Source organism: Mesorhizobium sp. ORM8.1 (genome assembly GCF_053005525.2).
On record NZ_CM132600.1, the window covers coordinates 816,238 to 829,066 of the forward strand.

The window sequence follows — 12,829 nt, forward strand, 5'->3', positions numbered from 1 at the left end:
CCAAAGCTCCAAACCCTCAGCTCATCCAGTTGCCGCCGTCGACATTGTAGGTCTGGGCCAGGATGTAGTCGCTGTCGGGCGAAGCCAGGAACACGGCGAGCCCGGCAATGTCCTCGGGATTGGCGAAGCGGCCGATCGGTACTGACTTCGCCACCGCCGCTTTCTTCTCGCCGGGCTTCAGGCCTTCCCATTTGGCGAAATGCGCGTCGACGACATCCCAATGCTCGCCATCGACGACGCCGGGCGCGATCGCGTTGACGTTGATGCCGTGCTTGACCAGGGCAAGGGCCGCCGATTGCGTGGCCGAGATGATCGCCGCCTTCGAGGCACAGTAGAGCGTCACCAGCGCCTCGCCGCGGCGGCCCGCCTGGCTCGCCATGTTGATGATCTTGCCGCCGCGGCCGCGCGCGATCATCAGGTTCGAGACGGCCTTCATCATGAACAGCGGCGCCTTGAGGTTGATGTTGAAGACGCGCTCGTAGCTCTCGGGCGTGATGTCGGTGATCGGCGCCATGTCGAAGATGGCGGCGTTGTTGACCAGGATGTCGATGCCGCCGAATTCGCGGTCGACCTCTGCGGCGACGCTATCGATGGCGGCAAGGTCGGTGACGTCGAGCTTCGTGGCGCTGGCCTGCGGGCCGATCCCGGCCGCTGCCTTGATCGCGCGCTCGATGTCGATGTCGGCGATCACCACGCGCGCGCCCTCGCGCACAAAGGCCTGCGCGAAGCCAAGGCCGATGCCGCGCGCGCCGCCGGTGATCAGGGCAGTTTTGTTGTCGAGTTTCATTGCAGTTTCCAGTCCTGTCCGCGTTTCGTTGCAGCCCGGCTCGAGAAAGCACGGACCCGCTTAGACAGCGTATCCGCGCATCTCCAGCCCGCCGCAAGGGAGTGGTGCGGCGGGCCGGAACCGGAGGCGACACACGTTACGCTCTCCGGCCTGCCTGAGCTCAGCTATTTGATGTAGCCCGCCTCCTCCATCGTCTTCTCGACGGCGCCTTGCGCGCCGTTCAGCGCGTCGTCCACCGATTGCTCGCCGGTGACCGCGGCGGCGACCGCCTGGCCGACCTGCGTGCCGATGCCCTGGAATTCGGGAATGGCGACGAACTGGATGCCGGTATAGGGCACCGGGTCCTTGGTCTGCTTGGTCGGATCGGCGGATTCGATCGCGGCAAGCACGGTCGCGGCGAATGGCGCCGCCTTCTGGTAGTCCGGGCTGGCATAGGTGGATTTGCGCGTTCCCGGAGGTGCCGCGACCCAGCCTTCGGTCTCGCCGACGCGCTGGACATAGGCCTTCGAGGTCGCCCATTTGACGAAGGATTTCGCCGTATCGGCCTTCTTGGTCGAGGCCGGAATGGCGAGGCTCCAGGCCCAGCCCCAGGCCGAGCCGTTGGGCGTGACGGCGACCGGCGCCTTGGCGAAGGCGACCTTGTCGGCGACCTTGCTCTGCTTCGGGTCATAGACGCGGCCGGCGGCCGAGGTCGCGTCGATCCACATGGCGCAATGTCCGGAGGCAAACAGCGTCTGGTTCTCGTTGAAGCCGTTGGAGCTGATGCCCGGAGGCCCGTCCTTCTTCATCGTGTCGACATACCAGCCGATCGCCTTCTTCCAGGCGTCGGAGTTGATCTGCGGCTTCCAGTTCATGTCGAACCATTGACCGCCGAACGTGTTCACCAGCGTGCCGACGAAGGCCATGTTCTCGCCCCAGCCCGGCTTGCCGCGCAGGCAGAGCCCGTACTGCTCCTTCGATTTGTCGGTGAGCTTGTCGGCGAATTCGGTGATCTGGTCGTAGGTCGGCTGCTCCGGCATCTTCAGGCCGGCGGCGTCGAACAGATCCTTGCGGTAAAGCGTGAACGAGCTCTCGGCATAGAACGGCACGGCGTAGAGATTGCCGTCGACGGTCAGGCCGCTGCGCACCGGAGCGATGAGGTCATCGTAATCATAGTCGGCGCCGAGGTCGTTGAGCGGCATCAGCCAGCCGGCCTTGCCCCAGATCGGCGTTTCGTAACCGCCGATGGTCATGACGTCGAACTGGCCGCCCTTGGTGGCGATGTCCGTTGTGACGCGCTCGCGCAGCACGTTTTCCTCCAGCACCACCCAGTTGACCTTGTTTCCGGTCGCCTTTTCCCACTCCGACGACAGTTTCTGCATGATGATCATGTCGCCATTGTTGACGGTGGCGACAGTGATCTCCTCCGACAGGGCAGCACCCTCCATAAGCGCTAAAGCGGCGGTCGCCGCAGCCAGAATTCCAAAAAGCTTACGCATAGGCATTTCGTCTCCTCCTTTACGAATGCGCATGTGAAACTGAACATGCGTATATATCCTATTGCGCTACAAGGCGACCTCGTCAAGCCGCCTCTTTCGATGATTTTATGTTACCTCTCGGTTGGGCGCGCAAATTCCCATGAATGAAAGATTTCACATGCGGAAAGTTAAGTGAACGCGCGTGTAGTTTTTGTTGACTTCACATACGCCGCGATTTACCTCGGCGGGAACCTGGCGCTATCGTGCGGCCAACGCGCCGCGACAATGCGCGACCGGGCTTGGGAGAAAAGGACAGTGCAGGAATGAGCCGCCGAAGCGAGATCGCGTCCGAAAGTGCTGGGCCGACAATCGTCGCCGGCGAGATCCTGGTCGAGATCATGGCGACGGAAGCCGGCCACGGCTTCCTCGAGCCGCTGACGCTGATGGGGCCCTATCCGAGCGGCGCGCCGGCCATCTTCATCGACCAGGTGGCAAAACTCGGCGGCGGCGCCGGCATTATCGCCTGCGTCGGCCGCGACGATTTCGGCGCGATCAACCTGGAGCGGCTGAAGCGCGACGGCGTCGACATCTCGGCCGTGTCCGTCAGCGAGCGCTATCCCACAGGCAGCGCCTTCGTGCGCTATCGGCCCGATGGCGGCCGCGACTTCGTCTACAACATCGCCGAATCCGCCGCCGGCCGCATCACGCTTACCGCTGAAGCGCGGCGGCTGGCCGACGGCGCCGGGCATTTGCATGTCATGGGTTCGGCGCTGTCGATCGCCGGCCTCAAGGAGATCGTCGCCTACGCGTTGAAAGCGATCCGCGCACGTGGCGGCTCGACCTCGTTCGATCCCAATGTGCGCAAGGAACTGATCGATGGCGCCGATGGCGGGCTGTTTTCGGCGCTCGTCGACGACGCCGACCTGCTGTTGCCCTCCGGCGACGAGCTGCTCGCCGCAGCCGGCGTCGCGGACGAGGCCGAAGCCGTTGCGGCGCTGATCGCGCGCGGCGTCGGCGAGATCGTGCTGAAGCGCGGCGCGGCCGGCTCGACCCGCTTCGGCGCCGACGGCAGCCGCACCGACTGCCCTGGTTTCCTCGTCGAGGAACTGGACCCGACCGGCGCCGGCGACTGTTTCGGCGCGACTTACCTCACCTGCCGGCGCAAGGGCATGGCGCCCGGCCGAGCGCTGCTCTACGCCAACGCCGCCGGCGCGCTCAACGTGACGCGGCGCGGGCCGATGGAAGGCCTTGCCGGCTTCGAAACGCTCGACCGTTTCATTGCTGGTGCAGATCGGGCCGGCGCGGATCGGGCTAAATGACGATAAACCCGCTCCAGGGCCTCGCCGCCGCGCGGAGGCAAGGCAAACCCTACGGCATCACCTCGGTGTGCTCGGCGCATCCGTTGGTGATCCGGGCGGCGGTGCGGCGCGCCGTCGACGACAAGGACGTGGTGCTGTTGATCGAGGCGACGTGCAACCAGGTCAACCAGTTCGGCGGCTATACGGGCATGACGCCGGATCTGTTCGTCGCCTTCGTCAAGGAGATCGCCAACCGTGAGGGACTGGACGCCTCGCGCATCATCTTCGGCGGCGATCATCTGGGGCCGAACCCGTGGAAAGCCGAACCGGCTTCGGAAGCGATGGCCAAGGCAGAGGCGATGGTCATGGCCTATGTCTGGGCCGGTTTCAGCAAGATCCACCTCGACGCCTCGATGGGCTGCGCCGGCGAGCCGGCGGCGCTCGACGACGAGACCATCGCCGCGCGGGCCGCGAGACTCGCCAAGGCAGCGGAAAAAGCCGCGCGGGCGCGTGGCGGCGTCATGCCGCTCTACATCATCGGCACCGAGGTTCCGGTGCCCGGCGGCGCCGACCACGCCATCAGCGATTTGAAACCCACCGAGGCAAAAGCGGCGCGCCGCACCATCGATATCCATCGCGACATCTTTGCCCGCGAAGGGCTCGACGAAGCCTTTGGCCGCGTCATCGCCGTCGTCGTGCAGCCGGGCGTCGAGTTCGGCAGCGAGAATGTCGTCGCCTACCGGCCGGAAGCCTCACAGTCGCTGACCAGGCTGCTCGATCAGGAAGCCTCGCTGGTCTATGAGGCGCATTCGACCGACTATCAGAGCCGCGCCGCGCTGACGGCGCTGGTCGCCAACGGCTTTCCCATTCTTAAAGTGGGGCCGGGCCTGACCTTCGCGCTGCGCGAGGCGCTTTACGGGCTCGACCTGGTGGCGTCCGAGATGGTCGCCGGTTACGGCGAGCGTTCGCTCGCCAAGGCGATGGAAAAGCTGATGCTTTCCGCGCCCAACCACTGGCGCAGCCACTATCACGGCGACGAAAGGCGCCTCTATCTACAGCGGCATTACAGCTACAGCGACCGCATCCGCTATTATTGGAGCACGCCCGCCGCAAGCGTCGCCGTCGCCCGGCTGCGCGAGGCGCTGAGCGGCGTCGCCATTCCCGAGACACTGATGCGGCAGTTCCTGCCGACGCTGCCGGCCGCGCTGGGTGCCGCTGGCGATCCGGAGACGGTGCTGATCTCAGCCGTCGACCTGGTCCTTGCCGACTACGACGCGGCCTGCCGGGGCGCCTAAACCGGCTTCGCGCGGCCACCATCTTGCCCTCGCCGCTGGACGCATCCGGTTCCGGCCCTATATTTTGCCGGTTCATTTGACCGGAGAAAAACGCATGAGTCTCGGCAAGCACAAGCTCGGCAATCAAGGGCTCGAAGTCTCGGCCATCGGCCTCGGCTGCATGGGCATGAGCCAGTCCTACGGTCCGGCCGACGAGGCGGAATCGATCGCGACGCTGCACCGGGCGATCGAGCTCGGCTGCACCTTCCTCGACACGGCCGAGGTCTACGGCCCCTTCATCAACGAGGAACTGCTGGGACGCGCGCTGCAAGGCCGGCGCGATCAAGTGACCATCGCGACGAAGTTCGGCTTCGAGATCAAGGACGGCAAGCAGGCCGGCCGCGACTCCCGTCCCGAGCATATACGCGAGGTGGTCGAGGCCTCGCTGAAGCGGCTCGCCACCGATCGCATCGACCTGCTCTACCAGCACCGCGTCGACCCCGATGTGCCGATGGAGGATGTCGCCGGCGCCGTCGGCGAATTGGTCAAGCAAGGCAAGGTGCGCTTCTTCGGCCTGTCGGAGGCGGGCATCGCCAACATCCGCCGTGCCCATGCCGTGCATCCGGTCTCTGCGCTGCAGAGCGAATATTCGCTGTGGGAGCGCAATCTCGAGCCGGAAGTCATCCCGGCGCTGAAGGAGCTCGGCATCGGCCTGGTGCCGTTCGCGCCGCTCGGCCGCGGCTTCCTCACCGGCGACGTCAAGCGCGCGGAAGAGTATCCGGACAACGATCATCGCCACCGCGACCCGCGCTACCAGGGCGAGAATTTCGATGCCAACGTCGCGGCGGCAAGCGCGGTGCGCGACATTGCCGACGCCAGGGGCGCAAAGCCCGGCCAGATCGCGATCGCCTGGTTGCTCGCCCGGGGATCGGAGTTCGGCATCGACATCGTGCCGATTCCCGGCACCAAGCGGCGGAGTTACCTAGAAGAGAATGTCGCGGCGGCGGACATAAAGCTGGATGCGACCGAGATGCTCGGCCTCGACATGGCGCTGGCGCCCGACAAGGTCTCGGGGCCAAGATATACCGAGCGGGCGATGTCGATGGTGGATCGGTAGGCGTTTGCCTGCGCCTACTTCTTCTTGCAATCCGGCAACGCCTCCATCGCCTTCCTGGCCTCCTCCTCGCTGGCGTATTTCTTCTTGCCGAGATCGACGACAAGCGTCCCGTCGGGCTTTTTCGGCACGATCTCGCACTGTTTCGAGACGGCATCCCTGGCGACCCAGTATTGCTCGGCTGCCATGGCGGGCAGGCTGGCTATGCCGGTGGCGAGAATAGCGATAGCGATGATGCGCACCATTGCGGATCTCCACTGTGCTGTCGGGAAAGCAGGCCGGAACTCGTGGCACCCTTGCGTGGGCGGCATTGATCCAACCATGACGGAAAACCCACGTGCGCTTCCCGAAACTGCTTGAACGAAACGCCCTGAGCGGCCTTCTGTTCCGGCATCGCCCAGCGTTCCTGGGCGGCGACAAAGAGGCTCAAAATCAGTGCGTCCGGCGACCCATCGAAGAAAGCCCGGCGCGATGGGAAAGCGGGCCTTGACTTCGCGGAGCCGTTCCCCAGATCGATGCTAGCCGATCTCGTGCGCAAGCGCTGGACATGCCGGGTGTGTTCGAAGCGCGGCCGACGCCCGGAGGACCAGTCAGGCCAGCACAGCCTTGAAGCTGTCCGGTGCCAGGCACCTGCATCGCCTCATGCAACCGAGAAGGAGACATCGAAATGGCAATGCGTGATCTCATCCCGTGGGCCAGGGAAGGCAATAAGGTCCCCGGTCTCTATCGCGACGGCGATCGCGATCCCTTCGTGGCGCTGCATCGCGAGATGAACCGTCTGTTCGACGACGCATTCCGCGATTTTGGCAGCAGGATGCCGTCGTTCGGCGACTACTTCGGCGGACGCGCCGGATGGCCGAGCGTCGAAATCTCCGACACCGACTCCGAAGTCCGCATCACGGCCGAGATGCCCGGCATGGAGGAGAAAGACGTCGAACTGATGCTGGACGACGGCGTGCTGACGCTGCGCGGCGAGAAGAAGTCGCAGTCCGAGGACAAGGACAGGCAGTTTTCCGAGCACTTCTATGGCCGCTTCGAGCGGCGCATTCCGCTCGGCACCGAGATCGAGGAAGACAAGGTGCGCGCGGACTTCCACAACGGCGTGCTCACGGTGACGCTGCCCAAGACCCAGCGCGCCCAGGCGAAGGCCAGGCGTATCCCGGTCGGCGGTGCCGGTGCCGGCTCCACCAAGAGCAAGCATTGAAGGCCGGCCGGCACATAGGCAAGAGCAATTCCAGGAAGCGTTCCGCCTGGAATTGCCTAAATTAGAGAGTCGCAGTCGGCCGTCCCTCACCCGCCGGAACGCGGATCGATGCTGTAGGGATGGACGGGATAGTCCGGGCTGATCGCAGCGCTGACCTGGCCCGCCCAGGCGGCGACCGCCGGATAGTCGGCGAGCGAAAAACCGCAATCCTCGGCGCGGTGGCTGTAGGCGTATACGGCGATGTCGGCGATGGTCAGCGCATCGCCGACCAGGAAGGGCGTATCCACGAGGCTGCGCTCCAGTGCGGCAAGCGCGCGGACGCCCGCCTCGCGCTTGCCGGCAACCATCGCCTGGTTGCGCTCCAGCCGCCCGGTCAGCGTCCAGTAGCGCAGCGAGCCGATGACCGGCTCGACATGATATTGCTCGAAGAACAGCCACTGCATCACTTTCGCGCGCTGGACGCGGTCGGATGGAAGGTAGCGCGTACCCTCGGCGAGATAGCTGAGGATGGCGTTTGACTCTGCAATCGCCTCGCCGTTTTCCAGCCCGAGCACGGGAACCGCGCCGGCCGGGTTGAGCTTCAGGAAAGCGTCGGTGTGGCTCTCGCCCTCGAAGATGGAGATGATGCGGGTTTCGTAGCCGATGCCGAGAAGGCCGAGCAGGACGCGGATTTTCCAGGCGTTTTGGGATGGGAGATAATCGTAGAGCGTGAGCATGGAGCGGTTCCCGGGTTGATGGGATTGGCTTTGCATGGCGCGGTCGAGAGAGCCACCCGATTCAGGCGGGCGACCAGACTGAGACGTCTGCGCGAGGCGCCCCCCTCTGCCCTGCCGGGCATCTCCCCCACTTGGGGGAGATTGGCAGCTTCAGCGTCGGGCCGTCATCTTGCAGCGCTGGAGATTGGCGAAGGTCGAGGTGAAGTTTAATCTCCCCCTTGAGGGGGAGATGTCCGGCAGGACAGAGAGGGGGGCGACGAAACTCAATCTAGAGCACGTCCTGTTTAATCCGGTTCATATCCTGCGGCTTTGAAGTAGTTGGCACATTCGGCTGGGGTGAAGAGGTCGACGACCGCGCCGACCGCGTCCCACAACGCCTTGATGGTTCTCTCGGCCTTTACCCGTAGCAGCGCCTTGAGTTTGGCGAAGGCGTTCTCAATCGGATTGAAGTCGGGACTGTAAGGCGGCAGGTAGAGCAGGCTCGCGCCCGCGGCCTCGATCGCGTCGCGCACGCCGGCGGCCTTGTGGGCGGGCAGGTTGTCCATGACGACCATGTCGCCCTCCGACAATGTCGGGACCAGCACCTGCTCGACATAGGCCAGGAACACGTTGCCGTTCATGGCGCCGTCGTAGACGAAGGGCGCAGTCATGCCCGTCAGCCGCAGCGCTCCGGTGAAGGTCGTGATCTTCCAGTGGCCATGCGGCACGCCGGCCCGGCAGCGCTCGCCGCGCGGCGCTCTTCCACGCAGGCGGGCCATCTTTGTGGAGAGGCCGGTCTCATCGATGAACACGAGCTTCGCCGGATCGAGGTCGAGCTGGCCGTCGAACCAGTCCCGGCGCCGCTTCAGGATGTCGGGGCGATCCTGCTCCAGCGCGTGCGCGGACTTTTTTGAATGTCCAGCCGTGGCGGCGAAGCCAGGCGCTCAAGGCACTGCGGCTGATGCGCACCGACTGCTCGGCGACGAGCCGCTCCACCATCTCGTTCAGCGTGATGTCCTTGCGCTCCTCGATCAGCCCGACGATGAACGCTTCATGCGTATCGAGGCTGGAGGCGCGGCGGCGGCCCTGTGGGCGGGGCGCCAGTTCGCCGATCTTCGCCCGCGCAATCCAGCGGATCGCGCTGGATACTCCCACGCCGAACCGCGCCGCCGCTTGCCGCGCCGACATGCCCTCGTCCGAAGCCTTCAAGACCCGCGACCGAAGATCCACGCTCAATGCTTTTCCCATCGTCAACCTCCATCGAGGTGGACGTTGAATCAGCACAAAACGCAGCCGTCACTTCACAATCGATTCATCGATCACAGGACGTGCTCTAGGCCACCTGCACCCATCGAACCCTCACCGCCCCGCAATATCCTTCGCCACCGCCTGCGCCTCGATGCCGATCTCGCGCAGCAGCCCAGTGACCGGATTGTAGAACCCGACGAGATACAGACCCAACTCCTTTGCCCGCGCATTCACGCCGCTTTTCACCGGCGTCAGTTCCGCCGGCAGGAACCCGTCATAGCCAGGACGGTAGCCGGTGGCGAAGATCACGGCGTCGAATTTTTGCGCGCGCCCGTCGGTGAATGTCACGCCATCCTCGGTGAAGCGGGCAATGTCCGGCGCGACGCCGATCTTGCCGGCCTTGATGGCCGCCACCGTGCCGACATCGATCACCGGAATGCGGCCAGCATCGATCTGCGCCAGGATGCCCTGCCTCGGCCGCACGATGCCGTATTTCTCAAGCCTGCCCAGCGCAAGGTCGAGGATTTTCGGGAACATCCAGTCGTTCAGCGCCTGCGGCATCGGCTGGCTGGCGATGCCGACCATCTGGATCGGGATGCCGAAGAGCTGGCGTGGTACGATGTGGACGCCCTTGCGCACCGAGATGGTCGGCTTCGCACCGCTCTCAGTAAGGTCGAGCGCGATTTCGGCGCCGGTGTTGCCCATGCCGATGACCAGGACGTTTTTGCCGACATAAGGTGCGGCCTCGGTGTAGGCGGCGCTGTGCAGCACCTTGCCGTTGAACGCCTCGATGCCGGGGAAGGAAGGCTGGATCGGCTCGGCGTTGTTGCCGGTGGCGATGACCACTTTCCTGGCGCCGATCGCGCCGTCATCGGTCTCGACCAGGAATTTCTCGCCGTCGCGGCGGACGGATTTCACGGTGACGCCGAAGCGTGGTTTCAAGCCGAAGCGCTGCGCATAGGCATCGAGATACGCAACCACTTTTTCGCGCGGCACGTAGCGCGGATGGGTTTTCGGGAACGGCACGAAAGGCAGCGAGGAGAAGGACCTTACCGTGTGAAGGTGCAGCCGCCGGTAGTGCCGGCGCCAGGCCGGGGCCACTTCATTGGCCTTCTCGAGAATGACGAAATCGACCCCCGCCTGTTTCAGGCAGGCGGCTACGGCGAGCCCGGCGGGGCCGGCGCCGACAATGACGACATTGGCATCCAAACACTTTTCCTCCCGCCGAAGCTGCAAAACCTATGACGGGAGGTGTGCAGGCGACAAGTAGGGAGAAGCACCTACTTGTCGGCGCGCTATTCCATTGCGCCCGGCGCCTCGGGCTCGTCCTCGGGCGGTTCGAGAATCTCGATCAGTTTCGCCACGCGGGCGCCGGGCATGGCATGGCCTTCATTCACCAGCGCCTCGTCGGCGCCGATCCAAGCGAAGGCCTCGCGCAGTTCGTCCAGGCTGGCGCCGGTCAGCGCGATGTCGGCGATGACAGCCTCGTCGACCGGTCCAAGCACGGAAATGATGTCGTTGCGGGTCATCTTTCTCTCCTGTGGTCGGGACGGTGGCAGGGAAACGATCGGCGGTGGAGCGGGTTCCGCCTTCTTCAACATTGGGGCGTCGGCGGGACAGAGGGAGAGCATCCATGCCTCTTTGCCGCAGCAGCCGATAAGCGCTATGGACGAAGCCTCGTCCGGACATTCATAGTGCTCATGAAATCTGTCGCCCTCCTCCTCGCAGCCCTGCTTGCGTCCTCGCCGGCACTCGCCGCCGACTGGAAGCCGATCGAGACAATCTCGACCTATGCCATCACCGGCCAGAGCCCGGCCGAGCTCTACGCCTCGATCGGCGCCAAGGGACCGGTGATCGGCAAGGATGGCGCTGGAACCGAACGGCGGGTCATCGCGCATACCAATTTCAAGCTGACCTGGCAGCGCGACTACCAGCCGCAAGGCGGCGCCTGCGTGCTGAAGACGGCGCGACCGAAGCTCGTCATCACCTACACGTTGCCGAGGCCGGCGGGAAAACTCGCGCCGGCCTTGCAGGCACGCTGGAATACCTTCGCCGCTGGGCTGATCGCGCATGAGAAGGTGCACGGCGCCGGCATCGTCGACATGGTGGACAAGATCGTCGCCTTCAGTACCGGCCTCACCGTCGCGGACGATCCCGGCTGCAAGAAGATCCGCACGCAGCTGACGCAATATCTCGACCAGCTCTCCAAGGCGCAGCGCCAGGGCAGCCGCGACTTCGACAAGGTCGAATTCGGCCAGAACGGCAACATGCTGAAGCTGATCGCGGCGTTTTTGGGCGGGGGTTGATGTTGGTGCGAAGCAACGCTGCTTTGCAGACGCCGGCGCTCCCTTCAAAAATCCAGATAAAAACTGCAACCGGATTGTAGGATCGGCATCCGCGCCCACGTCCTTCGGACATCAACAGGATGCCTTACGGCATGGGAGCAGAACCATGAACCATTCCTATCGTTGGGTGATCGTCGCGGCGGGCGCGCTGATGACCTGTGTGGCGCTCGGCGCCATGTTTTCGCTGGCGATCTTTCTGGAGCCGATGTCGCTCGACACCAACTGGTCGCGCACCGGCATTTCCAGTGCCATGACCCTGAATTTCCTGGTGATGGGCCTCGGCGGCTTCGCCTGGGGCGCCATCTATGACCGGGTCGGCGCGCGGCCCGTGGTGCTTGCGGGCGCCGTGCTGCTCGGGCTGTCGCTGGTGGTGGCGAGCCGCGCCTCATCGCTCCTCGTCTTCCAGCTCAGCTACGGCGTCATCGTCGGGCTGGCGGCCAGCGCCTTCTTCGCGCCGATGATCGCGCTCACCACCGCCTGGTTCGACACTAACCGCAGCCTCGCCGTGTCGCTGGTCTCGGCCGGCATGGGGGTGGCGCCGATGACGATCTCGCCCTTCGCGCGCTGGCTGATCTCGGCTTATGATTGGCGCACCGCCATGTTCGACATCGGTGTCATGGCCTGGGTGCTTCTGCTGCCAGCCGTCTTCCTGGTGCGCCAGCCGCCAGTGGCGGTCGCGGCGAGCGACGGCGCGCCGGCGCCTGTCACCGACGACCCGGGCATGAGTGTCGGCCAGGCGCTGCGCTCGCCGCAATTCATCGTGCTGGGCTTGACCTTCTTCGCCTGCTGCGCGGCCCATTCCGGCCCGATCTTCCACATGGTGAGCTATGCCATGTCGTGCGGCGTGGCGCCGATGGCGGCCGTCTCGATCTACAGCGTCGAGGGCCTCGCCGGTCTCGGCGGGCGTATCCTCTACGGCATTGCCGGCGATCGCCTCGGCGTCAAGCCGGTGCTGGTCACCGGGCTCGTCATCCAGGGACTGGTGATCGCGGCCTACCTCGCCGTCGGCAATCTGGAGCAATTCTACCTTCTGGCCATCATCTTCGGCGCCACCTATGGCGGTGTCATGCCGCTCTACGCGGTGCTGGCGCGCGAATATTTCGGCCTGCGCATCATCGGCACGGTGCTCGGCGCCGCCACCATGCTCTCCAGCCTCGGCATGTCGTTCGGCCCGCTCGCGGGCGGCATGATCTACGACGCCTATGCCAGCTATCATTGGCTGTTCATCGGCTCGGCGCTGATCGGCCTCGGTGCGGCCGGCATCGCGATTGCGTTTCCGCCGCAGCCCAGCCGGCAGCGGCTGCAGGCGGCGTAGCGTATTGCTGATCTCCCCTCGCGCGGGAGATTGGCAGCTCCAGCGCCGCGAAAATCCGTTGCCGAGGCCGGCGACTGTGAAACGCTCGGCAA

Annotated in this window: 13 protein-coding genes; 6 read left to right on the top strand and 7 right to left on the bottom strand. The window is 64.9% G+C overall.

The genetic code is table 11. The features are described 5' to 3' along the window. Positions 1–16 precede the first annotated feature (16 nt). Both ACVDG8_RS04245 and ACVDG8_RS04250 read right to left on the bottom strand, forming a co-directional pair. Complete coding sequence (locus tag ACVDG8_RS04245; protein WP_447253576.1) at positions 17–787, bottom strand: L-iditol 2-dehydrogenase; 771 nt, start codon at positions 785–787, stop codon at positions 17–19. Positions 788–951: 164 nt separating this feature from the next. Beyond that, positions 952–2,265: an ABC transporter substrate-binding protein gene (locus tag ACVDG8_RS04250; protein WP_447253577.1), complete on the bottom strand. Its 1,314-nt coding sequence runs from the start codon at positions 2,263–2,265 to the stop codon at positions 952–954. A 302-nt stretch (positions 2,266–2,567) separates the two neighbouring features. On the opposite strand from ACVDG8_RS04250, the gene ACVDG8_RS04255 reads away from it, so the two are divergent. From ACVDG8_RS04255 to ACVDG8_RS04265, 3 genes are all read left to right on the top strand, one after another. Then, entirely contained in the window at positions 2,568–3,563 is a 996-nt protein-coding gene (locus ACVDG8_RS04255) for a tagatose kinase (protein WP_447253578.1), read from the top strand. After that, positions 3,560–4,837 (top strand): D-tagatose-bisphosphate aldolase, class II, non-catalytic subunit, encoded by a 1,278-nt coding sequence (locus tag ACVDG8_RS04260; protein ID WP_447253579.1) that lies wholly within the window; start codon positions 3,560–3,562, stop codon positions 4,835–4,837. Before ACVDG8_RS04255 ends, ACVDG8_RS04260 begins: the two co-directional genes overlap by 4 nt. Before the next feature lie 94 nt (positions 4,838–4,931). Continuing rightward, positions 4,932–5,933, top strand: a complete 1,002-nt coding sequence (locus ACVDG8_RS04265) for an aldo/keto reductase (protein ID WP_447253580.1) — start codon at positions 4,932–4,934, stop codon at positions 5,931–5,933. 14 nt (positions 5,934–5,947) lie between these two features. Here the strand turns inward: ACVDG8_RS04265 and ACVDG8_RS04270 are convergent, their stop codons facing one another. After that, complete coding sequence (locus tag ACVDG8_RS04270) at positions 5,948–6,175, bottom strand: hypothetical protein (RefSeq protein ID WP_447253581.1); 228 nt, start codon at positions 6,173–6,175, stop codon at positions 5,948–5,950. Between the two features lie 422 nt (positions 6,176–6,597). Here ACVDG8_RS04270 and ACVDG8_RS04275 point away from each other — a divergent pair, with 422 nt between their 5' ends. Beyond that, positions 6,598–7,134 (top strand): Hsp20/alpha crystallin family protein, encoded by a 537-nt coding sequence (locus ACVDG8_RS04275; RefSeq protein WP_447253582.1) that lies wholly within the window; start codon positions 6,598–6,600, stop codon positions 7,132–7,134. An 86-nt stretch (positions 7,135–7,220) separates the two neighbouring features. On the opposite strand, the gene ACVDG8_RS04280 is transcribed toward ACVDG8_RS04275, so the two are convergent. The 4 genes from ACVDG8_RS04280 to ACVDG8_RS04295 form a co-directional block, all read right to left on the bottom strand. Next, positions 7,221–7,850 carry a glutathione S-transferase family protein gene (locus tag ACVDG8_RS04280; protein WP_447253583.1) on the bottom strand — a complete coding sequence of 210 codons (630 nt, stop codon included), beginning with the start codon at positions 7,848–7,850 and terminating at the stop codon, positions 7,221–7,223. A 284-nt stretch (positions 7,851–8,134) separates the two neighbouring features. Next, a protein-coding gene (locus tag ACVDG8_RS04285) for an IS630 family transposase (RefSeq protein WP_447252761.1) occupies positions 8,135–9,077 on the bottom strand; the annotation gives its coding sequence in 2 pieces (ribosomal slippage) (positions 8,135–8,741 and positions 8,740–9,077; 945 coding nt in all). Positions 9,078–9,188: 111 nt separating this feature from the next. Beyond that, positions 9,189–10,286 (bottom strand): flavin-containing monooxygenase, encoded by a 1,098-nt coding sequence (locus ACVDG8_RS04290; protein WP_447253584.1) that lies wholly within the window; start codon positions 10,284–10,286, stop codon positions 9,189–9,191. A gap of 86 nt (positions 10,287–10,372) precedes the next feature. Continuing rightward, complete coding sequence (locus tag ACVDG8_RS04295; RefSeq protein WP_447253585.1) at positions 10,373–10,606, bottom strand: hypothetical protein; 234 nt, start codon at positions 10,604–10,606, stop codon at positions 10,373–10,375. Between the two features lie 171 nt (positions 10,607–10,777). On the opposite strand from ACVDG8_RS04295, the gene ACVDG8_RS04300 reads away from it, so the two are divergent. Continuing rightward, entirely contained in the window at positions 10,778–11,383 is a 606-nt protein-coding gene (locus ACVDG8_RS04300) for a DUF922 domain-containing Zn-dependent protease (protein ID WP_447253586.1), read from the top strand. 145 nt (positions 11,384–11,528) lie between these two features. Continuing rightward, entirely contained in the window at positions 11,529–12,737 is a 1,209-nt protein-coding gene (locus tag ACVDG8_RS04305) for an MFS transporter (RefSeq protein ID WP_447253587.1), read from the top strand. Positions 12,738–12,829 lie beyond the last annotated feature (92 nt).